Source organism: Halopenitus persicus (genome assembly GCF_002355635.1).
GTDB lineage: Archaea > Halobacteriota > Halobacteria > Halobacteriales > Haloferacaceae > Halopenitus > Halopenitus persicus_A.
This window is the reverse complement of the sequence record NZ_AP017558.1, coordinates 2,349,063-2,370,913: the sequence shown is the minus strand read 5'-3', so window position 1 is coordinate 2,370,913 and position 21,851 is coordinate 2,349,063. Positions and strand designations below refer to the sequence as shown.

At 70.4% G+C, this 21,851-nt stretch carries 17 protein-coding genes; 6 read left to right on the top strand and 11 right to left on the bottom strand.

Annotated features, from left to right (window positions below):
* Positions 1-59 precede the first annotated feature (59 nt).
* From CPZ00_RS11505 to purN, 3 genes are all read right to left on the bottom strand, one after another.
* The gene (locus CPZ00_RS11505) at positions 60-1,271 is read right to left on the bottom strand and encodes a 5-(carboxyamino)imidazole ribonucleotide synthase (protein WP_096391705.1); all 1,212 of its coding nucleotides are present in this window, start codon (positions 1,269-1,271) and stop codon (positions 60-62) included.
* A 110-nt stretch (positions 1,272-1,381) separates the two neighbouring features.
* Positions 1,382-3,208 (bottom strand): flippase activity-associated protein Agl23, encoded by a 1,827-nt coding sequence (locus CPZ00_RS11500; protein ID WP_096391003.1) that lies wholly within the window; start codon positions 3,206-3,208, stop codon positions 1,382-1,384.
* A gap of 108 nt (positions 3,209-3,316) precedes the next feature.
* Positions 3,317-4,909 (bottom strand): phosphoribosylglycinamide formyltransferase, encoded by a 1,593-nt coding sequence (gene purN, locus CPZ00_RS11495; RefSeq protein WP_096391002.1) that lies wholly within the window; start codon positions 4,907-4,909, stop codon positions 3,317-3,319.
* A gap of 165 nt (positions 4,910-5,074) precedes the next feature.
* Here purN and purB point away from each other — a divergent pair, with 165 nt between their 5' ends.
* The gene (purB, locus tag CPZ00_RS11490) at positions 5,075-6,568 is read left to right on the top strand and encodes an adenylosuccinate lyase (protein WP_096391001.1); all 1,494 of its coding nucleotides are present in this window, start codon (positions 5,075-5,077) and stop codon (positions 6,566-6,568) included.
* Positions 6,569-6,738: 170 nt separating this feature from the next.
* Here purB and epsC read toward each other — a convergent pair whose 3' ends face one another.
* The gene (gene epsC, locus CPZ00_RS11485) at positions 6,739-7,611 is read right to left on the bottom strand and encodes a serine O-acetyltransferase EpsC (RefSeq protein WP_096391000.1); all 873 of its coding nucleotides are present in this window, start codon (positions 7,609-7,611) and stop codon (positions 6,739-6,741) included.
* A 125-nt stretch (positions 7,612-7,736) separates the two neighbouring features.
* Between epsC and CPZ00_RS11480 the strand changes: the two genes are divergently transcribed.
* Positions 7,737-9,122 (top strand): MFS transporter, encoded by a 1,386-nt coding sequence (locus CPZ00_RS11480; protein WP_233255084.1) that lies wholly within the window; start codon positions 7,737-7,739, stop codon positions 9,120-9,122.
* Here the strand turns inward: CPZ00_RS11480 and CPZ00_RS15625 are convergent, their stop codons facing one another.
* From CPZ00_RS15625 to cobN, 6 genes are all read right to left on the bottom strand, one after another.
* Positions 9,123-9,296 (bottom strand): hypothetical protein, encoded by a 174-nt coding sequence (locus CPZ00_RS15625; RefSeq protein WP_172861819.1) that lies wholly within the window; start codon positions 9,294-9,296, stop codon positions 9,123-9,125. It abuts the gene before it with no gap.
* Position 9,297: 1 nt separating this feature from the next.
* Positions 9,298-9,582, bottom strand: coding sequence for a hypothetical protein (locus tag CPZ00_RS15390; RefSeq protein WP_157744234.1), 285 nt, complete (start codon positions 9,580-9,582; stop codon positions 9,298-9,300).
* A gap of 158 nt (positions 9,583-9,740) precedes the next feature.
* Positions 9,741-10,676 carry a CbiX/SirB N-terminal domain-containing protein gene (locus tag CPZ00_RS11470; protein ID WP_096390999.1) on the bottom strand — a complete coding sequence of 312 codons (936 nt, stop codon included), beginning with the start codon at positions 10,674-10,676 and terminating at the stop codon, positions 9,741-9,743.
* A 90-nt stretch (positions 10,677-10,766) separates the two neighbouring features.
* Positions 10,767-11,612 (bottom strand): cobalt-precorrin-7 (C(5))-methyltransferase, encoded by an 846-nt coding sequence (locus CPZ00_RS11465; protein WP_096391704.1) that lies wholly within the window; start codon positions 11,610-11,612, stop codon positions 10,767-10,769.
* Positions 11,609-12,397 (bottom strand): precorrin-8X methylmutase, encoded by a 789-nt coding sequence (locus CPZ00_RS11460; protein WP_096390998.1) that lies wholly within the window; start codon positions 12,395-12,397, stop codon positions 11,609-11,611. The genes CPZ00_RS11465 and CPZ00_RS11460 overlap by 4 nt, the downstream gene beginning before the upstream one ends.
* Entirely contained in the window at positions 12,387-16,310 is a 3,924-nt protein-coding gene (gene cobN / locus CPZ00_RS11455) for a cobaltochelatase subunit CobN (protein ID WP_096390997.1), read from the bottom strand. Before cobN ends, CPZ00_RS11460 begins: the two co-directional genes overlap by 11 nt.
* 34 nt (positions 16,311-16,344) lie before the next feature.
* Between cobN and CPZ00_RS11450 the strand changes: the two genes are divergently transcribed.
* From CPZ00_RS11450 to CPZ00_RS11435, 4 genes are all read left to right on the top strand, one after another.
* Positions 16,345-18,849 carry a VWA domain-containing protein gene (locus CPZ00_RS11450; protein WP_096390996.1) on the top strand — a complete coding sequence of 835 codons (2,505 nt, stop codon included), beginning with the start codon at positions 16,345-16,347 and terminating at the stop codon, positions 18,847-18,849.
* Positions 18,850-19,018: 169 nt separating this feature from the next.
* Positions 19,019-19,255, top strand: coding sequence for a CbtB domain-containing protein (locus tag CPZ00_RS11445; protein ID WP_096390995.1), 237 nt, complete (start codon positions 19,019-19,021; stop codon positions 19,253-19,255).
* A 2-nt stretch (positions 19,256-19,257) separates the two neighbouring features.
* Positions 19,258-20,247 (top strand): CbtA family protein, encoded by a 990-nt coding sequence (locus CPZ00_RS11440; protein ID WP_096390994.1) that lies wholly within the window; start codon positions 19,258-19,260, stop codon positions 20,245-20,247.
* A complete protein-coding gene (locus CPZ00_RS11435; protein WP_096390993.1) occupies positions 20,247-20,573 on the top strand; it encodes a (2Fe-2S) ferredoxin domain-containing protein in 327 nt (108 codons plus the stop codon). Before CPZ00_RS11440 ends, CPZ00_RS11435 begins: the two co-directional genes overlap by 1 nt.
* A 20-nt stretch (positions 20,574-20,593) precedes the next feature.
* On the opposite strand, the gene CPZ00_RS11430 is transcribed toward CPZ00_RS11435, so the two are convergent.
* The gene (locus tag CPZ00_RS11430) at positions 20,594-21,850 is read right to left on the bottom strand and encodes a hypothetical protein (RefSeq protein ID WP_096390992.1); all 1,257 of its coding nucleotides are present in this window, start codon (positions 21,848-21,850) and stop codon (positions 20,594-20,596) included.
* Position 21,851 lies beyond the last annotated feature (1 nt).

Genomic DNA, 21,851 nt, shown 5'->3' with positions numbered 1-21,851 from the left:
GCACTCGGCGTTCGTGCTCGGTCACGGCACTCGGCGTCGGTAGTCTGTCAGGTAGTCTGTCACTCGGTATCGGGCGCGTCCGCGGGCGCGAACGTCACTGCGTCGCGGAGGCCGCGCGCGCGGTCAAGTCTCTCGGCGCCCGTGGACGCGTCCCGGTCCGTGTTGGTCCCGCCGTCAGCGGGCGACCCGGCGGGAGTGACGGTCAGGTGGCCCATCTTGCGAAGCGGCCGGACGTCGTCCTTCCCGTACCAGTGGAGGCTTGCGTCGGGCGCATCGAGGATCGCCTCGACGCCGCGGAGCCGCGCCGGCCCCGTCTCGGAGACGTCGCCGAGGAGGTTCGCGGTCACGGTCGTCCCGCGGCAGTCCGTGGGCCCGAGCGGCCAGCCGAGGACGGCCCGTGCGTGGTTCTCGAACTGGGAGGTCCGGGCGCCCTCGATCGTCCAGTGGCCGGAGTTGTGCGGCCGTGGCGCGATCTCGTTGACGAGGATCTCGCCGTCCGGCGTCTCGAAGAGCTCGATGCCGTAGACGCCCCGGCCGTCGAGGAACTCGAGCACGTCGCGGGCGACCGCCTCGGCCCGGTCGGCCACGGCGTCGTCGGTCCGGGCGGGCGTCACGCTTTCCCTGAGGATCTCCTCCCGATGGATCGTCTCGGTCACCGGATAGGTCCGAACGCCGTCGGCACCCACGACGCCGATGACCGAGAGCTCGCGCTCGAAGGGGACGAACGCCTCCGCCATCGCGTTCGTGCCGAGCTCCTCGAGCGCCGCCTCGACCTCCGCGGCGTCGGTCACCGGCCGGTTTCCGCGTCCGTCGTACCCGCCCTCGCGCGCCTTCAGCATCACGTCCCCGAACCGGTCGAGCGCGGCCTCCAGGTCGGCCGCCGAGGAGACTGCCGCGAACGGCGGGACCGGGATCCCGGCGTCCTCGAGCGCCGACTTCTGGACGAGCTTGTCCTGGATCGTCCGGAGGGTGTCCGGGTCGGGATGGACCGGCAGGTCGTGCGCCGCGGCGACGGCCTCGAGCACGTCCGGGTCGGCCAGCTCGATCTCGTAGGTGAGCACGTCCGCCCGCTCGGCGAGCTCCCGGATCGCCGCCTCGTCGTCGAATCCGCCGACGATCTGCTCGGAGACCACCGGCGCGGCGGGACAGTCCGGCGTCGGGTCGAGGACGACGACCTCGATCCCCCGACGGGCGACCGCCTCGCCGATCATCCGTCCGAGCTGTCCGCCGCCGACGATCCCGATCGTCGGTCCTGGTAGCGTGACTGTCACGCGCGAGGGTTGCGAACGGGCCCGCATAAGGATTGCCACATACGCCGAGGAGATGGATCGATCCGGGACGAACGGTGCTCCAATAGCCACATTCGTGGATCAAACTGGCCTCACGAGGGCGGATCGAGACGGCCGGCCTCGCGAAGCGCATCCTCCTCGATGAAGAAGACGAGCCGGAAGTTCCACAGTCGGAACTCGTGGTCCGTGACGCGATACCCATCGAGGTGCGGCGCGACGGACTCGCGGCCCGCCGCGTGAACGATCACGACCGGCGGGGGGTCCGCCAGGGCGGCCGCGCGGTCGGCGTCGGCGCTCACGCTGTCGACGGTCGCGCCCGCGCGTTCGTAATACCAGGGTAGCGGGAGCCGATCGTACCATCCGCCCGGCGCGCCGTCCCGGTCGGCGGCCGACTCGTTGTCGACGTACATCGCGTCATCGCGGGATGACGTGTGCGTCCCGACGAACAGGATATCGGTGCCGTCGTCGTGGGTCGCCGCGACCGCCTCGACGTCCGCGATCGTCGACCGGGCCTCGTTGTGCGGTTGCGCCCACTGGACCGCCGCAGTGTGGTCGGGGTTCGTCGAGTTCCAGTAGGTCGCCGTCGGGACGAGCACGCCGGCGGTCGCCGCCAGCAGAACGAGGAGGGCGAGAACCGCCGTCTCCCGGTCGACGACCCCCAGGTCGGCCCACGAGGCCGACGTCGGCCCCGCAACCGCTGCCCACCCCTCCCGGGCGACGTACGCGAGCCCGACGCCCGCAGGGATCGTCAGCGGGAGCACGATGTGGACGGCCGACCAGGGGGCGTTGATGTCGGTCGCGGCCGGATAGCCGATCAGGCTCGCGAGCCCCCAATAGGTCGCGAAGGCGACCAGCGCGCGGCGACGCCCGGCAGGGACCGTCTCGCGGCCACGGACGTGTCCGTCGACGAGGAAGCCGACGATGGCGAAGACGGCTGCGACGGGACCCGCGTGGACGAGCGTCTCGATCTCGTGGCGGAGGAACTGCAGGTAGGGGTTGTCCTGCATCTCGCCGGTGAGCCAGAGGTCGGCAAGCTCCTCGGCCGATCCCACCGTGGCCTCGTGAAGAACGGTCGACCAAAGTCCCGGCGACCCGAGCGCCTCGTGAAGGAGGGGCCGGGGCGCGTAGAAGAACACCGTGACCGCCAGAAAAGCGACCGCGATCCCGACGACGTGTCCGAGCACGTACGCCGCCGGATGCCATCGTCCCGCGACGGACGACAGCCCGCGCCAACGGGCGCGAAGCCAGCCACCGACCGCGGAGCGGACCGACGGCCGGTCCGTGCCCCGACCGACGGCTCGAACGACCTGGTGATCCGCAATCAGCGCGCCAGCGCCGAGGAAACAGAGGACGTAGAGGATCGTGTTCGCCTTGGTGGCAAGCGACAGCGCCAGGGCGACGGCGCCGGGATAGAGGTATCGAGCCCGGCGGGCGTCGATCGCCCGGACCGCGAACCCGAGCGCGACGAAGGCGAAGGCCCCGACCAGGACGTCGTTTCGCATGAATCGCGAGTAGTAGACCAACAGGGGATTGCACGCGAGCAGCCCGGCGACGGCGACGAGCTCCCACCGGTCGAGATGGGCCCGAAACAGCCAGACCGACAGCGGAAGGAGTCCGCCGACGAGCGCCACGACCAACCGCGCGGAGGCGTCGGTCGGCGGCAGGACGCCGAAGACCGCCGCGTTGACGATCCGGAGAAACGGGCCGTGGATGATCGGCTCGTACTCCAGATGGCCGCTCTCGACGTATCTGAGCGTCCAGTATCCCACCCGTCCCTCGTCCCAGTGGAAGACCCGTCCGCCGAGTTCGTACAGCCGGAGCGCGAGCGCGAGGACCGTGACGGCCGCCAACGCCACGAGCGTGCGCGAATCCGCCGCGCCAGCACGACCGGCTCGGTCCCCGTGCTCCGGTGACGACATATCCGAGGGTCCGCGTGCGAGGTTACAATTCTTGTGTTCCCGTTCGGACCGTCCCCGTTGCCGTGTCTCGTTGGCCGCGAGCCCGTCGAGCCGATGGGGACTGTTCCGTCAGTCGTGTCGGAAGCTCCGCGATCCGGTGAACGCCATCGCCATTCCGTGGTCGTCGGCCGCCTCGATGACGTCCTCGTCGTTGACCGACCCGCCGGGCTGGATCACGGCCTCGATCCCGACCGCGGCCGCCTCGTCGATCCCGTCCGGGAACGGGAAGAACGCGTCCGAGGCCATCACGGCCCCGTCGGCGGACTTCCCGTCCGCGTCCTTGTCGGCCTTCATCGCCGCGAGCGTCACGGCGTCGACCCGGGAGACCTGTCCCATCCCGACGCCGACCGTCTCGGTTCCGGTCGCAAAGAGGATCCCGTTCGATTTGACGTGCTTGAGCGTCTTCCAGGCGAACAGCATCGTCTCGATCTCCGCGTCGGTCGGCTCGCGCTCGGTGACGACCTCGAGGTCGTCGACGGTCGGCGACTGGCGGTCGCGCTCCTGGACCAGCCGGCCGCCGACCAGCGGCTTTTCGGTCAGCGTCTCCGTGAATCGGTCGGCGCCCTCGCCGAGCGGGCCGACGTCGAGCACGCGCAGGTTCTCCGATTCCCGAAGCACGTCGAGGGCAGCGTCGGTGTAGCCGGGCGCGACGACGACCTCCTTGAACGAGTCGGTGATCGCGGTGGCGGTCTCGGCGTCACACTGACGGTTGAGCGCGACGATCCCGCCGAAGGCCGACTTCGCGTCGGTTCGGAGCGCACGATCGTAGGCGTCCGCGAGGGTATCGCTCGTCGCACAGCCGGCCGGGTTGGTGTGTTTGATCACCGCGGCCGCCGGCTCGTCGAACTCCTTGACGAGCGAGAGCGCGGCGTCGGCGTCGTTGTAGTTGTTGTACCCCATTCCCTTCGTTCCCCCGTTCAATTGGGGCGCACCGACGACCGACGCCTCCGTACAGGCGTCGTCGACGTACAGCGCAGCCTCCTGATGCGGGTTCTCGCCGTATCGCAGCCGCTCGCCGCGGTCCTCCGAGACGAGCCGCCGCGTCGGGAAGTCGCCGCCCGTATCGCCCGCGATCGAGGCGGTTCCGGCCTCGTGGTCGACGTCGACGCGACCCTCCGCGAACCACCGAACGACGCGGGGATAGGCCGTGAACTCGGATTCGTATAGCACTCTCTGCTTTAACGACTCCGCGTCGTCGTCCTCGTAGACCGGAACGGGCTCCTGGGTGAGGATGGGACCGGCGTCGACCGCCTCGGTGACCACGTGAACGGTGCTGCCGGTCGTTCGGACGCCGGCATCGAGTACCTGCTCGTGGGCGTTCGTTCCGGGGAAGGCCGGCAGCAACGACGGATGCACGTTGATCGACGTCGGCGCGTTCTCGATGAACGTCTCGGTCAGCACCCGCATATACCCGTCCAGACAGACGAGGTCGACGTCGTAGTTCGCGATCCGGTCCAGGATGCGCCGTTCGTGGTCGGCTCGCGATTCCCCGTCCGCCCGCACGACGACCTCGGTCGGGATCCCCCGCTCGGCGGCCGACTCCACGATCGGCGCGCCCTCGCGGTTGGTCAACGCGACGGCCAGCTCCGCACCGCCCGGCGCCACGTCGTCGATGTGCAGCAGGTTCCGCCCGCGGTTGCTCGCTAACCCGGCGATCTTCATACGCGAGGGTCCGCGTGACGGAGTATATGGATTGCGGTCCCGAACCGGGATGGATCCACGAACGCGGATAGATACTGGCGTCGACGACGACGAATCGGCTTGAAGTATCCACGGCCGTGCACGACCATCGACACGCTTTTGCGCCGGCCGCGGACAGCAACGGGTATGACCGACGAGTCGCGATCGGCGACGGACGGCCAGGGGATCGCGGGCCTCCCACGGGAGGATCCCCTCGCCGCCGTCTCGCCGCTCGACGGACGATACGCGCGCCGGACCGAACCGCTGTCGCCGTACGCCAGCGAGGCGGCACTGATGCGTGCCCGAACGCGGGTCGAGGCGGAGTATCTGATCGCGCTGGCCGACCTCGAGGCGACGCCGATCGCCCTCGACGCCGACGCCCGGGCGGCGATCCGGGCAACGTACCGGACGTTCGACGCCGACGACGCCCGCCTCATCAAGGACCTCGAGGTGCGGGGAGCGGAGGGGTACGACGCGACCAACCACGACGTCAAGGCGGTCGAATATTTCCTCCGGGTCCGGCTTGCGGAGGCGGCGGCGGTGACGGAAACGGAGGAAAAGCCGCCGATCGACGACGCCGAGGCTCTCTATCCGTGGATACACTTCGGGCTGACAAGCGAGGACGTCAACAACCTCGCACACCGGCTGCTCTTGAAGCCCGCGGTCGAGGAGGTGCTCGCGCCGGCGATCCGCGAGGTTCGTGACGAACTCGTCGACCTCGCCCACGAGCACCGTGACCTCCCGATGCTCGCGCGCACCCACGGCCAGCCGGCCACGCCCACGACCTTCGGCAAGGAGATGGCGGTCTACGCGTCGCGGCTCGGACGGACGCTCGGGCGACTACAGCGCGAGACGGACGCGATCGCCGGCAAGCTGGCCGGCGCCTCCGGAACGTACGCGGCGCACGAGGCCGCCTATCCGGACGTCGACTGGCGGGCGTTCTCCCGGTCGTTCGTGACCGATCTCGGGCTCGAACACGTCCCGCTGACGACCCAGGTCAATCCCTGTGACGACATCGCGGCCGTCTTCGACGCGGTCCGCGGCGTGAACAACGTTCTCCGGGACCTGGACCTGGACGCCTGGCTCTACGTGTCCGACCGATACCTCGGCCAGGAGGCCGTCGAGGGCGAGACCGGCTCCTCGACGATGCCCCACAAGGTGAACCCGATCGACTTCGAGAACGGCGAGGGCAACCTCTCGAAGGCCAACGCCGACCTCACGTTCCTCGCCGACTACGTCACCACCTCCCGGCTGCAGCGTGACCTCTCGGACTCAACCGTGAAGCGCAACGTCGGGGCTGCCCTCGCCCACAGCCTGATCGGCTACTCGAAGACCGCGGACGGGCTGGGGAAGGTGGTCCCGAACGAGCAGGTGATGCGCGAGGAGCTGGAAGCGACGCCCGCGATCATCGGCGAGGCGGTCCAGACGATCCTTCGGCGGGAGGGTGACACGGCGGCCTACGAGCGCGTCAAGGAACTGACCCGCGGCAAGGCGGTCACGCTCGACGACTTCCGGGATCTGTTCGCGGACCTCGAGGTCGACGAGTCCGTTCGCGAGGAGCTGAACGCGCTGACGCCGGCCGGCTACGTCGGTTTCGGATCGGAACTCGTGGACGGGATCGACGCGGACCGCGACGATTGACATCCTCCCCGCGCTGAAGCGCGAGGCTTTCTCCTTGATTCTCCGTAATAAAGTAGATGCCGCGATAGGAAATGCGGTGGTTGGTTGAGACGACGACGGTACAGTCAGCCACCGGGTTCGGCGTCCTGCCGCCCGAGAGCGGATCCGGTTCGGTTGCAGCATCGATGCGACTATCGGTTCGATTTTCGCTCCTGTTCGGGATGATCGGCGATGAACACGCTTGTGTCGTCCGGGACGTCGTCGGTCACCCAGGAGTTCGCGCCGATGCTCACGTGATCGCCGATGTCGATCGCTCCGAGCACGTTGCTTCCGGCACCGATGACGACGTGGTTGCCGATGTCGGGGTGGCGCTTGTAATCCTTCGCCAGCATTTGGTCCTCGCCCTCCTCCTCCTCGAAATGGAGCGCGCCAAGCGTGACGTTCTGGTAGAGCCGAACCCACTCGCCGACCGTCGCCGTCTCGCCGATGACGACGCCGGTCCCGTGATCGACGAAGAAGTACTCGCCGATCTCCGCACCGGGGTGGATATCGATTCCCGTCTCGGCCTTGGCGTATTCGGCGAGTTCGCGGGCGTACTCGGAGTGGTCCTCCTCATAACAGACGTGCGCCACCCGATGGATCAGGACGGCATGAAAGCCGGGATACGACCGGATGATCTCGCAGTAGCTCTTCGCCGCGGGATCGCCTTTGTACGCGGCCTCGACGTCCTTCTTGAGGGCGCGTCGAATCGCCGGCAATCGATCGAGCAGTCCGTCGACGGTCGCGAGTAACTCGTCAGCGTCGCGGTCGGAATAGGCCGTGACCCCCTCGTGCAGACGGGTGCCGAGTTCGGTCAGCCGGTCACGGGTTTCCTCGGGGTCGCCCACCAACTCCGTCGCGTTCCAGCAGTTGGGAAACAGGAGCTGTTTGAGAAGGAGGGGTTCGTCACGCAGGGAATCGTGCCGAGGATAGGTCCGAGAGGACCCCGTCGGGAAGGGCGATTCGTCCGCTCGATAGGAGTCGACGAGCGCTTCGTGGGCGTCGCCGGTGTACTCGTACCCCATTCGCGGGGTATTGACGCCGTCGAGTGAAAGTAGTTTTCGTCTCAACGCTCAACGCGCCGGTCGTGGCGGGCGTGATGCTTTTGATTACTGCCCGCAAATCGACCACATATCGTGGGAGAGACACGGTGAGCAGCGACGGTGAAGCGACCGGCCGGAACGATGGAGGCGATGACGGGAAGGAGCGGGACACGTTCGGCCCGTTTCGCCGGTTTCTCGCCCTCGAGCGGGACGTGCTCGTCCTCTCGCTGGCGATGTTCGCGTTCAGCCTGAGCTTCCAGATGACGAACCGATATCTCCCGGAGTACATGGTGGCGCTGGGTGCGAGCGGCTTCGTCGTCGGGCTGTTCGGCACGTTCGGGAACGTCATCTCGGCGCTCTACCCGTACCCCGGCGGGGCGGTCTCAGACCGGATCGGGTCCCGGTACGCGCTGACGCTGTTCGGCCTGTTGTCGACGCTCGGCTTCGCCGTGTGGCTCGTGGCGCCGGGCATCGGCCCGGTCGGAGTTGGCGGCATCACGATCGCGCCCTGGGTCTGGATATTCGTCGGCCTGGTCCTCGCGCAGGCATGGAAATCGTTCGGCCTGGGTGCCACGTTCGCGGTCGTCAAGCAGGCGACCGACCCCGCCCGGCTGGCTGCCGGGTTCGCGAGCACGGAGACGTTCCGCCGGACCGCGTTCCTCGTCGGCCCGGTACTGGCGGCCGTCCTGATCGGCGTCCATCCGGCGTTCACCGTGAGCTTCCGGTACGTCCTCGCCGTGGCGGTCGTCTTCGGGGTCATCGGGACGATCGCCCAGCACGTCCTCTACGATGCCGACGAGGACGCCATCGGCGGGTCGTTCGAGGGGGTCGCGCAGGTGCGACGGGACCTGCGCGCGATGCCCGAGCCGCTTCGCCCGCTTTTGGTGGGCGACACGCTCGTCCGGTTCGCGAACGGGATGGTCTACGTCTTCTTCGTGTTGGTGGTCACGCGGTTCTACGGGGTCGGGTTCGAGACGACCGTCTCGCTGGCCGGCGTCTCACGGGGCATCGACCTCTCGCCGGCGGCCTTCTTCGGCTACCTGCTCGGCGTCGAGATGCTGGTCGCGCTCCTCTCGATGATCCCGGCCGCGAAGGCCGCCGAGCGCGTCGGCCTCAAGCCGGTCGTCGCGCTGGGGTTTGCCGTCTACGCCCTCTTCCCGGTCGTCCTCATCGGCGGGCCGGCAGTCCTCGGGCCGGTGGTGCCGCTCCAGTGGGCGATGGTCCTCGTCTTCGCGTTCTCCGGGCTTCGGTTCGCGGGCCTGCCGTCGCACAAGGCGCTGATCGTCGGTCCCGCCGAGCAGGGGACAGGCGGCCGCGTCACCGGGACGTACTACCTCCTGCGGAACACGATCGTGATCCCGAGCGCCGCGCTCGGCGGGGTCCTCTGGGAGTTCGTGAGCCCCGAGGTTGCGTTCACGATCGCCGCCGCCATCGGGGTGGTCGGGACGGGTTACTTCCTCGTCTTCGGCGAGGAGTTCGAGGCGTATGCTTGATCAGCGACGGACCGTCACGGGCCGCTCCGCGGCGATGAACGGTTGTCGGCCCCGTGCCGCGAAGGCGATGCCGCCGCGATCCGGCCGGCACACCCGCCACGTCGGCAGCTCGGGGATGCCGTAGTCGCTCGGATCGCCGTAAGATCCCGCGAGGACCCACTCCCGCGCCCGCATCCTACCGATCCCCCGTCACGGCGTCACCGTCCGCCACGGCGTCGATTCCGGTGCCCGCCGGTGCGAGCCGCTCGGTTCGAACGGCGGCCCGCTCGGTTCGAACGGCGGCCCGCTCGGTTCGAACGGCGGCCCGCTCGGTTCGAACGGCGGCCCGCTCGGTTCGAACGGCGGCCCGCTCGGTTCGAACGGCGGCCCGCTCGGTTCGAACGGCGGACCGCTCGTGTTCCGTCCGCAACGCATCGCGTCGCGTCGTCCATCGCTCTCGACCGAAGTCGTCCGTTGCCATGTTTTTAGGCTAGCCTAACTATCTGATAACGCCATCGATCTTTAGGCCAGCCAAAACAAGTCGCGATATATAAGGCTCGAGACGCGTCGGTCGGAAGGCAACGAACTCGTCGATCGGGAAAACGAGCGCTCGTGAACCGGCTCAAACCGGGAGGTTCGTCAACGAGGATCGTCGTTTCGGGATCGGGACGAGTCCTGGGTTCGGGACGGGTTTTCGGGACTCGGCGGCTTCCGCGTGCCCTCCCCGTCGGTCACGATCGCCCGTTTCGTCGTCGGGGATCGGTCCCCGGCCGAGTCGACGGACTCGTGGCCGAGATCGTCGCGGTGATCCCCGACCGCGAGCGCGCGCTGTTTCTCGACCTCGGCGTGGATCGCGTCGGTGAGCCGGGGGTGGTCGCCGAACGGCTCCGCGTAGGCGATCCCGCCGCGGTCGAGCTCGAGCTCGGTCGGGATCCGGTCCTCGGTCGCCGCCGACCGGCTCACGAACAGCGGGACCGCGACGATGCGGTCGCCGGTGACGGCGTACCGGACGCATTCGACGGCGGGGTTCTGCAGGAGGTAGCAGGGAACCACCTCGGCGTACTCCGACCGGGAGCGAAGCCGGTCCGCGTGGTACTCCGCCATCCGTCGCCCGTGCGGCTTCGAGCTGCTGCCGAAGGCGACGAGCACCAACGAGACGTCCGCATCCCCGTCCCCGGCGCCACGATCGACCGCGTCGACGCGATCGGCCGCGGTCGATTCCCCCGCCATCGCTCCCGCCCGTGCCGCGTCGGCGCGCGCAGCGATCACGTCCGTCACGGCCGGGCTCGTTCCGACGGGATCGCAGTACCTGACGTCGCCGGAGATCGCCGACAGCGCCGCCGGAATGGCGTCGACGGTGTCGTACCCGTGAGCGGCACACATCGGGACCGCGTAGGTCACGTCGGCGTCGACCTCGCAGAACCGGTCGCGGAGCTCGCGTCCCGGCTCCTCGGCGTAGCAGGCGATCTCGACGTCGATCCCGGTTCGGTCGGCGATCCGGTCGGCGTGGACGCGAAAGGCCTCGCGGGCGCCGCGCACCTCGCGGCCGATGAGCAGAAGCGTTTCCGATGTCATTGACTTATCAACCTGGCTTTATCTAAGCCAATCTGATTTGCTAAAACGGTGGACGACCGATCCCAAATAGGTTGTGGTCACGGCGATCGCTCACTGGCGGGGCGGTCCGATCCCGTCGGTCCCGCCGGTCGACCGAACCGCAAGGACCGAGAGATCGGAGAACGGGGAGTCGGAGTCCTCGGGCGTCCCGTCGTCGCCGGTCCGAGCGCCATCCGCGGAGTCGGCGAGATCGGCGAGTTCGCCGAGGGTGGTTCGCGTGATCCGCTCGTCAGTGTGGGTGAGCCGTTCGAGGACGAGCGCCTCGAGCGAGGGGTCCGCGTCGGCGGTCGCGAGGAGGTCGGCGGCCACGTTCTCGGGCATCAGGTCGAACGGGCGGGGCAACGCCAGCAGGTGTCGGTCGCCGACGTCGGCCCGCAACCGTGCGAGGTCGTCGTCGAGGTCGCCGCTTTTGTGCAGCGTCACGAACGTCGTCGCCTCCATCGGCGTCCGCGCCCGGCTCGCCGCGACCTGGAGCGCCGAGATCCCCGGAACGACCCTGACCGGACGGTCGACCGCGGCCTCGACCTTCCCAAGGAACTGGTAGCCCGAGTGGTTCGGGTCGCCCATCAGGACGGCCGTCCCGACCGCACCGTCGGCGACTCGCTCGGCAAACGCCGCGAGCGTCTCGGCCTCATCGCGGTAGCCGCAGGTGAGGACGTCGGCGTCGACGGTCATCCCGTCCGTCAGAAACTCGATGACCGTCGCGAAGCCGACGACCACGTCCGCCGCCTCGATCGCCCGCCGCCCCCTCGGCGTCAGGTATTCGAGGTTGCCGGGGCCGAGTCCGACCGCGTGAACCGGTGGCTGGGAAGCGTCGGCGGTCCCGATCGGCTCCGGCTCGGCCGCCGCAAGCGCTGCCGGATCGGGTCCCGACTCGAGGTCGTACGGATCGCTCACGGGGACTCCGTTGCCCACTCGGCGTCGATCGAACCATCGCGGACGTCGCTGGCGACGTGCACCAGCTCGTTCGTCAGGCCGGCCGCGAGCCCGCTGCCGCCGCGTCGACCGACGTTCGTGATCGTCGGGACGCCGTGTTCGGCCGCGACCTCTCGCAGGCGGGCCCGGCTCTCGGCGGCCTTGACGAACCCGACCGGCGTGGCGACCACGACCGCCGGCCTGGTTCCGTCGGCGATGCAGTCGGCGAGCGCGAGCGCGGCGGTCGGCGCGTTCCCCACCACCGCGATCGCGTCCTCGTAGACGCCGTCCCGGTCGAGCTCGAGGACCGAGGCCGCGGTGCGGGTCATCCCCGTCCGCTCGGCCAGCTCGGCCCCGTTCCCGATCGCCTTCCGGACCGGGCAGTCGTGGCCGCGGCCGGTGATCCCGGCCTGCACCATCGTGATGTCGGTCACGATCGGCCGCGAGTCGAGGACTGCTCGCGCACCCGCACGAACGGGCACGTCGTCCGCGTCGTCGATCCCTCCGTCGGTCGTGCTGTCATTGTTGGTCGTGCCGCCGTCGTCGGTCGTGCCCGTGAACCGGATCAGATGCTGGAACTCCGGATCCCCGGTCGCGTGGACCGACTTCCCCCGGATCCGGTCGGCGAGCGTCTCGTGAGGAACGATCTCCCGAACCCGGTCCATGCTCGTCTCGGCGATCGCCATCGCGTTCTCGGTGGTCGCGCCGAGGTCGGCGTACTCCTCGACCGGCTCCGCCGCTTCCGCCGACGGGTCCTCAGTCGTCATCGCTCGACACCTCCGGGGCCGGCTGGTCGCCAGCACGGGCCTCCAGGTCGCCATCGGCCTGCAGGAGGACGTCCCGAATCCGGTCCACCATAGCGGCGTCGGCGTCCCAGAGCCCGCGGTCGATCGCCTCGATCAGCGTGTCGGCGATGCTCTCGAGCGCCCAGGGGTTCACCTCGCGGAGCCACTCGCGGCGGTCCGCGTCGAGGGCGTACTTCCCGGCGACCTCCTCCCAGAGGGCGTCGCTCACGACGCCGGCGGTCGCGTCCCAGCCGAGGACGACGTCGACCGTGGTCGAGAGGTCGCCGGCGCCCTTGTAGCCGTGTTCGGTCATGCTGTCGATCCACTCGGGGTTGAGCACGCGGGCGCGCATCGCCTTCCGAACCTTCCGCTCGTTCGTGTAGACCGAGACCGCGTCCGGGTCGCTCGAGTCGCCGACGTAGGAGGCCGGCTCCTCGCCCGCGATCTCCGTGACCGCGGTGATGAACCCGCCGTGGAAGGCGTACCAGTCGGAGCTGTCGAACTCGTCCTGCTCGGCGGTGTCCTCGATCTTCACGGTCGCCTCGACGTTCCCGAGTCGGCGCTCGAAGGCGTCGTGGGCCTCGGTCACCCGGCCCCGCGACCCCAGCGCGTAGCCGCCCCACTGGGTGTAAACGTCGGCGAGGTCCGAGCGATCGTCCCAGTTGCCCTCGTCGACGGCCTTGTTCGTGCCCGCGCCGTAGCCGCCCGGCTTCGTCGTGAACACGCGATGGGTCGCGGCCGCCTCGGGGTCCTCGAGGCCGGCCTCGCGAAGGCGGTCGGCCTCCTCCTCGACGTGCTTTTTCACGTAGTTTCGGTCGTGCGGCTCGTCGAGCGCGACGACCGCCTCGACCGCGTCGTGGATGACGCCGGCCGCCTGCGGGAACGCGTCGCGGAAGAGCCCCGAGACGCGCGTCGTCACGTCGATCCGGGGCCGGCCGAGCTCATCGAGCGGGACCGGCTCCACGCCGTCCACCCGTCCGGCGTCGGTCCACTCGGGCTCGACGCCCATCAGCGCGAGCACCTGCGCGATCGTCTCCCCGCGGGTGCGGACGGTCGGGGTCCCCCAGGCGACGACGCCGATCTCCTCGGGGTACTCGCCGCGATCCTCGCGGTGGCGTTCCGCGACCCCCGCCGCGACCTCCCGGCCGACCTCCCAGGCGCTCCTGGCCGGGACCTTCCGGGGATCGAGCGTGTAGAAGTTCCGTCCGGTCGGCAGGAGGTCGACGCCGCCGCGGGTGGGCGCACCGCTGCCGCCCGGCGGGACGTACTCCCCTGCCAGCGCGTCGGCCGTTCGGGGGATCTCCTCGCTGGCGCCGCGGACGCGCGGGGCGGCCTCCTCGCAGACGAACGCGAGCGCCGCCCGGAGGTCCTCGTGGGCGCCGGGCTCCGCGCGGGCGTCCCCGATGGGGTCGAGGTCGACCACGAGGAGGTTCATATTCACCTCGCTGTCGGGGTCGTCGACCTCCGAGGCCGGCACGTCGAAGTCGTGCTCGGCGAGGGTCGCCACGAGCTCCAGGCTCGTCTCGTGGACGACGTCGGCCGCCGCCGACAGCGTCATCCCCAGGTCCGCGTCGTGGACGCCGGGCTCGTTCACCATCCGGTCGTAGTCGACGCCGAGGACGCCCGCGACGCTCTCCCTGAGGCTCGGACCGCCGGGGTTCTCGAGGCGCGTGAGCGCCACGAGGTACTGCACGAGCCGGTCGTCCGCGGGCGGCTCGCCCATCGTGTGGAGGCCGTACCGGATCTGGGTCGTCTTGACGTCGGTGAGATACTCGTGAACGCGTTCGACCAGCTCGTCGACGCCGACGACGTCGCCCTCGACGTCCCCCTCCGCGAGAGTGGTGCCGGCTTCCTCGGGGCCACGGACGTCCGCGCGCTCGTCGATCGTTCCCTCGATGCCGAGCTCGACCGCGAGGTCGAGGTCGTCGACCGTCTCGCGCAGGAGCCGTTCGAGGTGCTCGCCGTCGTCGGTCCGTGCGTCCTCCATCCCGGCCTCCCGGTAGCGGTCGGCGAGGTCCTCCAGCTCGGCGAGGTCGTCGTAGGTGCCGGCGTTGCCCATCACCGGCGTGAGGTGGTCGACGATCGCCGCGTACGAGCGCCGCTTCGCCTGGGTCCCCTCGCCGGGGTTGTTGATCACGTAGGGGTAGACGTTCGGGAGGTCGTCCACCAGCCCGTCCGGCGCGCTTGTGCCGTCGAGCCCGACCGTCTTTCCGGGGAGCCACTCGAGGCTCCCGTGGGTTCCGAGGTGGACGACGGCGTCGGCCTCGAAGGCGTTCCGAAGCCAGCCGTAGAAGGCCACGTAGTCGTGCGGCGGCTGGAGGTCGGAGTCGTGGTAGACCTTCGCGGGATCCATCCCGAACCCGCGGGGCGGCTGGACGGTCACGAGCACGTTCCCGAACTCGACGCCGGGGATCGCGAACGGGCGGTCCGGCGGGTCGCCCCACTCCTCGATCACGTTCTCGCGAAGCGCCGGATCGAGCGCGTCGAACCAGTCGCGGTACCGGTCGGGCTCGACGACGTCGACGCTCGCCGCACGGACGTCCTCGGGGGCGACCCACCGGTCGTCGAGCGTCAGCTGGCTCGTCAGCCGGTCGATGAGGGCGGCGCCGTCGACGGGCGGGCCCGCAATGGCCGAGCCGCTCCCGGCTCCCGCGTCGTCGCCGAGGTCGTACCCCCGATCCGCCAGTTCCTCCAGGAGGTTGACCGTGCTCTCGGGGGTATCGAGCCCGAAGGCGGTCCCGATTCCGTCGTCGCTCGGCGGGTAGTTGTGCAGGACGACCGCGACGCGCTTGTCGGCGTTCGGCGTGTGTCGGAGTCGAGCCCAGTTGACCGCGAGCCGAGCGGCGTGGTCGACCCGGTCGTCGATCGGGAAGTGCTGCTTCGGCGCGGTGCCGATGCCGGCGTCGTCGTCGGTGCGCTCCTTCCCGCTTATCGGGTGGGTGATCACGTTGCCGTCGAACTCCGGGAGCGCGACCGAGAGGGCGAGCTCGAATCCCATCACGCCCGTGTCGCTGGCCGCGTACCGCGACCGCGAGCGCATCGTCGTGACGGTCTGGATGACGGGCACGCCGAGGCGGTCGAGGAAGACGTCCTCCGCGGCGTCGCCCTCGTCGCTCGCCTCGCGGCCCCGTTCGTCCATCGAGAGGGAGAACATGAACGACGAGCAGACGGCGTCGACGATCGGCTCCCCCGCCGCGTCGGTGAGCCACTCGTCGGTGACGCGCTCGGCGTCCCAGCCGCCGTCCTCCTCGGAGGCCGGGTTGCAGAAGACGGGCAGCGCGTTCGCCCCCTGCGCCTCGATCGCGCGCACCTGCGCGTCGACGTACCGGAGGTTCTCGTGGGTCCAGTGGGACTCGTAGAACCACACCGCGACCGTCGGCGCGTCGGGGTCGAGGGTCGCCAGCAACTCCTCGTAGCTCGCGCCGGGATGGTCGGGGTGATAGACGCCCTCGGTCGGCAGGTCGACGGGGTCGTCGTAGGAGAGTTCCTCAGCTCCCCCCGAGCCGTATTCGTGCGCGAGGAAGCGAAGGCAGTTAGCGACGTTGACGGTCCCGCCCCGGTCGAGGTACTCGTAGACGCGGTCCCGAACCGTCGGATCCACGGTCGTGTCCTCGAGCGCGTAGGCGTCGCCGGTCGATTTCACCACCAGCGGGACGCCCGCCTCGACCAGGCGGTCGACCGCCGGCTCGTAGCCCGGCATGCTCGCCTCGGAGCCGTGCAGCCAGCAGATCACGGCGGTCGCGTCGGTCAGTTCGTCCACGAACGCGGCGGCGTCCGTCTCGTCGTCGAGGTCGCTCGCCGACCGGACGACCAGATCGGCGTCCACGTCGGGCGCCGCGCGCTGGATCGCCCCCAGTTCGTTCTCGGTCGCGGTGTAGATCCCGATCGTTGGCATAACGTTATTAAATCTCCTTGTGTCTAAGACAAGTGTGATTGAATTAGGGGCGGACAAAAAGGCTTCGCACGATCGAGGGGGCGATCACGGAGGTCATCGCCGCGGCTCGCTCCCGTTCGACGAGATCGTCGGCCAGGAGGACCTCAAGCGCGGGCTGCTCGCCGTCGCGGCGAACGACGACCTCGACGGGCTCCTGATACGCGGCGCGAAGGGGACGGCGAAGTCAACCGCGGTCCGGGGCCTCGCGGACCTGCTGCCGACACAGCGCGTGGTCGAGGGCTGCCCGTACGGCTGTCCGCCGGACGACCCCGGTCGGCAGTGTGCGGACTGCCGGTCGCGTCCGCGGGCAGACCTCACGGCGACCGAGCGCGCGGTGCCGGTGGTCACGCTCCCGCTGAGCGCGACCCGCGAGCGCGTGGTCGGGACGCTCTCGGTGGCCGACGCGCTCGCGGGAGAGTACGAGTTCGATCCCGGCGTGCTCGCGCGGGCCAACCGGGGGATCCTCTACGTCGACGAGGTGAACCTCCTCGGGGACCACCTGGTGGACACGCTGTTGGACGCGGCCGCGAGCGGCGTCAACCGGGTCGAACGCGACGGCGTGAGCGTCGCCCACCCGGCGTCGTTCACCCTCGTGGGTACGATGAACCCCGAGGAGGGCGACCTCCGGCCGCAACTGCGCGACCGCTTCGCCCTCCAAACCGCCGTGACGGGCTGTGACTCGATCGACGACCGGGTGGCGATCATCGACCGCGCGCTGGGCGATGCGGGGACCGAAACGCCGATCGAGGACGGGAACGGGATCGAGAACGCGAGCACGGACGACATCGAGAACGCGGGCGCGGACGACGCCGACGCGAACGACGCCGACGCGGACGACGCCGACGCGGACGCTTCCGGCCGGCGCCTCCGTCGAGCCCGTCGCCGACTCCCGGAGGTCACGCTGCCGCGGTCGTTCCGCGAGGAGATCGCCGAGCTGTGCCGCGACGCCGGCGTCGAGGGACACCGCGGCGACATTGCGATCGCCCGCGCCGCGCGCACGTTCGCCGCCCTCGCGGACCGCGGGCGCGTGCTCGAGTCCGACGTCCGCGAGGCGGCGGCGTTCGCGCTCCCCCATCGGCTGCGGTCGGATCCGTTCGATTCGGCCCCCGATCCGGAGGCCCTCATCGACGAGCACTTCGAGTCCGACGGCGACGAGGAGACCTCGGAGGACGCGGAGGGGACTGACGAGGGAAGGGATGAAAGCGAGGCCGGCGAGAGTGGAAGGGAAAACGGGGCCGGCGAGGGCGAAGGCGAGACCGGCGAGGGTGACGGAAATCGACCTGCCGAGGCGGAGGGCTCCGGCGCCGAGCGGGAGACCGCCGGACGTGGGTCGACCGACGAGGGAGATGACGGTCCCGACGCCGCCGACCGCGGACCGGCCGACGCGCCGGACGAACCGCTCGCGGACGCGGCCGCCGGGACCGGGGCCGAGATGGGCCCCGACGATTCCGGTCACAGCGGCGAGTCGCAACGGGACGGCGGGTCGGAATCGGACGGTGAGCACGCGGCCGACGCGAGCGATACGGACAGAGGGAGCGGGGACGAGGCGAACGACGGCCACGGAAGCGCCGGAGAGGAGGCGGAGGAAAAGGAGGAGGAACGATCCCCGATCGTGCCCGGCCAGTCGCGTGCGGCGATCGGTCGGGGGCGCGCCCCCGAGATCTCGATCCCGGATTCCGGGGACGTCGAGGACTCTGACGCCGACGCGAGCGCCGGGTCCGGTTCCCGAACGGGACCGGCGACGCCCCCGACGACGGACGGCGACGTCGCCGGCCCGCGAATCCGGTCGGAGCACGCCGACGCGACCGCGGCGAGCGCGAACGTCGACGTCGGAGCGTCCCTCCGGGCGGCGACGCGCCGGGGATCGACGTCGATCGAGTCCCGTGACCTCCGGCGGTCGGTGCGGCGCGGGGACGCCGACGCGCTCGTGACCTTCGTCGTCGACGCCAGCGCCTCGATGCGGCCGGCGATGCGCGCGGCCAAGGGCGTCGTGCTGGAGCTGCTGCGGGACGCCTACGAGGGCCGCGAGGAGGTGGCGTTCGTCGCGTTCGCCGGCACCGACGCCGACGTGTTGCTCCCGCCGACCGACAGCGTGGGGATGGCGGCCCGTCATTTAAAGGACCTCCCGACGGGCGACCGGACGCCGCTGCCCGCCGGGCTCCGCACCGCGGGGGAGGTCGTTCGGCGCGCCGACCCCGCGGCCGGCGTCGTCGTGGTCGTCACCGACGGACGCGCGAACGTCGCGGACGGAAGCCCGAGCGCGGAGACGCGAGCCGCGGCCCGCGAGCTCGCCGAGACGGGCGCACACGTGTTGGTGGTCGACGCCGGCGCGAACGAACCGACGGAATCGGAACGCGACGGGAACGGCCGCCGGTCGGACCGGGACCGGTCGAGCCTCATCGGCCCCCTCCTCGAGGCGACCGGCGGCGAGCGGGTCCCGCTGTCGGCGCTGTCGGCGGAACGGATCGACGGGACGGTCGCGGACGTTTATAAGGGGTAGCGACGGGGAGGAGCCGTGTTTTATAAGTGATCACGGCTCCCGGTCGACGGCATTTATAAGGTCGGCGACGGCGGGACGGAAAACCCATCGCGTGGCCGAGTCCACGGCGCCGCCGCGTCCACCCGAAAGTTTTACAACTTTACTTTATCTTGTACAAGTTGTATTTACAATGACGACCGCGACGGACGTCACGACCGACGCCGCACCGACGACCCCGGCCGGGGGCGCGAGGAACACCGTTCACGGACGGGTCGAGCACGCGCGCAGCGAGGTGACGCCGACGCGGGCGCTCGCCGCGGTCGCGATCGTCGCCGCGCTCGGGTTCGCGCTGCTGTTCGTGCAGGAACCGATGGTCCACGACTCGCTGCACCACTTCCGACACGCCGCCGGCGTCACCTGCCACTGAGGATGCTCGCCGAGTACCTCGTCCGCGGCGTGAAGGCGGGCGCCGTCGCCGGACTCGTCTTCGGGCTCTTCGTCGCGATCGTCGCCGCGCCGACGGTCGCGTTCGCCGACGAACTCGGCCACGGCGACGCCGCGATCGAGACGGCTGGCGCGGACGCGACGGCGACCGATCACGCCGAGGACGATGGCGACCACGCTCACGCCGAGGACGACGGCCATGCTCACGGAGACGATGGTGGCCACGCCGAGGATGGTGGCGGCCACTCTCACGCCGATGCCGGTAGCCACGCCGAGGATGGTGGCGGCCACTCTCACGCCGATGCCGGTAGCCACGCCCACGACACTGCGGTCTCCGGAACGGTCACGACCGCCGTGAGCGTCGCCTCGAGCGTGCTCTGGGGGGTGCTCCTGGGAGCCGTGGTCTTCGGCGCCGGGTTCTACCTCCTGGAACCGCTGCTTCCGGGCGCGCCGGGATCGGGACTTCGCCAGGCCGTCCTGGCCGGGCTCGGGTTCATCGCCGTCTCGGGGGCGCCCTGGCTCGTCCTGCCGCCACGGCCGCCGGGCGCCGAGTCGGCCCTCCCGGTCGCGACGCGCCTCGAGCTCTACGGCGGGATGATGGTTCTGGGTGCGGTCTGCGGCCTGCTCGCGCTGTGGGCCTTCGCGCGGCTGCGCCCCGACGACGGAGCTGCTGACGACGCGGGCGGCGGCCGATCGACGGCGCTTGCTGCGCTCGGCGCGCTGGCGCCGTTCGGACTCCTGGTCGTCGCGGCGTCCCTCGCGCCGACGGCTTCGGCCGGGAGCGCGCTCCCCGCGACCCTCTCGACCGGTCTCGTCGGGATGACCGTCTTCGGACAGCTTCTGCTGTGGGCGACGCTGGCCGGCGCGCACGCGTGGCTGCGACGCGGGCAGCGCCGAAGCGACCGGCCGATGGACGCGGCCGCCCTCGCGAACGACGGCGGAGCGGCGTCGAACCGCCCGCGGAGCGCGGACTGATGCGCGACCGGACCGACGCGGTCCGCGAGCGCGGCTTCACGGACCACGTGCTGGTCTGCACGCACGACCGCGATTCGGAGTACGCCTGTTGTGCCGGCGCGGGCGGCGAGGCGGTTCTGGACGCCGTCCGGACGTGGCTGCGCGACCGGGACCTGTTCTGGTCGGACGTCTACGTCGCCGAGACGAGCTGTCTCGGGCTCTGCAGCGCCGACGGGGCGGCGGTCGCGATCCATCCGCGCGGTCGCTGGTACGCGGACGTGACGCCCGGTGACGTGCCCGAACTGCTCGGCCGGGAGTTCGGGACGCGCGAGATCGTCGAGGAGTGAGGCGGCGACGGGAGTCGAGCTCAGTCCTGCAGAAATCGAGCGCCGAGCAGGAACGCGTATCCGAATCCGCCGAGGATCGAGAGGGCGCCGCCGAGGCACCGAACCGGAAACGTCCCGAGGAGGAGCCCGATCGCCTGACATCCGGCGCCGGCGGCGAGGAGCACGACGGTCGTGCGGGCAGTGCGCGCGCTCGCGCCGGGGTATCGCCCGGACGCGACCGGGAAAAACAGGAAGGCGTATCCGGCGATCGTCAGCGGAAAGAAGCCGCCGAGCACGAGCGCGCGGTGGATCGCGAGGGCGGTTCCGGGAGTGACCACGACGAGGCCACCGAACGCGACCGTCGCCGCGGCCAAGACGGCCGCAACCCCTGCGATCGCGCCGAGCAGGACGCCGAATGCGCCGACGCGACGCCGGTCCGCCCGCCCGATGACGACCGCCACGATCGCGAGATAGCCGACCATCGCGATCACGGCGGCCGCGGCGCCGAGGCCGAACCAGGGGTCGACCCAGCGCGCCGCCCCGAGGAGAGCGGGCGCGACCACGCCCGCGGGAAGGACGACCGCGGCGAGCGGTCCGGGAACCCCGGTATGAAAGAAGCCGGGAAGTAGCCGGATCCCGACCGCGTACACCGGGAGCGCGCCGAACCCGATCGCGATGAGGTGCACGGCCCGGGGGAGCGTGACGACGCCGACGACGTCCGGAACGACTGCGGTCGAAAGCGCCGTGATCGGGGTCATCGCGGCCGGAGCCGCCTCCGGAGGGACCGTCGCGGCCACGAGGGCGACGGTTCCGAAAAGGAGGAACGCGGCGGCGACCGGGATCGTCGCGGTCGCGACGCGTGCCGCTTGATCGCCGCCGGCCAGCGCCCGTCGGGCGGTCTCCGGCGACCCGCGAACCGCGACGACGACGGTCGCCGAGATGGCGGCGAGGAAGACGACCGCGCCGAGCGACCAGAGGCCGACGCCGGCGAGGGCGGCGGGACCATCCGGACGCCCGGAGAGCCGCCCGAACGCGAGCAGCCCGAGGCCCGCGTATGCGAGGCCGAAGTGAACCCCGGCGAACCGCCGGTCGATGAGCGTCTCGCCGACGAACGACGGAAACAGGAGGTAGCCCATACCGAAGACCATCGGACAGACGAACCCGAGCACGCCGACCAGGGCGGCGGTCGCCGGATCGACGTCCGAGAGTGCAAGCGCCTGGAAGGCAACGAACGAGCCGGCGCTCGCGAGGACGAACCGATATGTCCACCGGCGTAAACCGCTCGATCGTCCGGTCACG

Coding starts and splice junctions, on each gene's coding strand:
- CPZ00_RS11445 (WP_096390995.1), top strand. CDS start 19,019: ATGACGACCGCGACGGACGTCACGACCGACGCCGCACCGACGACCCCG.
- CPZ00_RS15390 (WP_157744234.1), bottom strand. CDS start 9,582: ATGGCAACGGACGACTTCGGTCGAGAGCGATGGACGACGCGACGCGAT.
- CPZ00_RS11440 (WP_096390994.1), top strand. CDS start 19,258: ATGCTCGCCGAGTACCTCGTCCGCGGCGTGAAGGCGGGCGCCGTCGCC.
- CPZ00_RS11500 (WP_096391003.1), bottom strand. CDS start 3,208: ATGTCGTCACCGGAGCACGGGGACCGAGCCGGTCGTGCTGGCGCGGCG.
- CPZ00_RS11470 (WP_096390999.1), bottom strand. CDS start 10,676: ATGACATCGGAAACGCTTCTGCTCATCGGCCGCGAGGTGCGCGGCGCC.
- epsC (WP_096391000.1), bottom strand. CDS start 7,611: ATGGGGTACGAGTACACCGGCGACGCCCACGAAGCGCTCGTCGACTCC.
- CPZ00_RS11460 (WP_096390998.1), bottom strand. CDS start 12,397: ATGACGACTGAGGACCCGTCGGCGGAAGCGGCGGAGCCGGTCGAGGAG.
- purB (WP_096391001.1), top strand. CDS start 5,075: ATGACCGACGAGTCGCGATCGGCGACGGACGGCCAGGGGATCGCGGGC.
- CPZ00_RS11435 (WP_096390993.1), top strand. CDS start 20,247: ATGCGCGACCGGACCGACGCGGTCCGCGAGCGCGGCTTCACGGACCAC.
- cobN (WP_096390997.1), bottom strand. CDS start 16,310: ATGCCAACGATCGGGATCTACACCGCGACCGAGAACGAACTGGGGGCG.
- purN (WP_096391002.1), bottom strand. CDS start 4,909: ATGAAGATCGCCGGGTTAGCGAGCAACCGCGGGCGGAACCTGCTGCAC.
- CPZ00_RS15625 (WP_172861819.1), bottom strand. CDS start 9,296: ATGCGGGCGCGGGAGTGGGTCCTCGCGGGATCTTACGGCGATCCGAGC.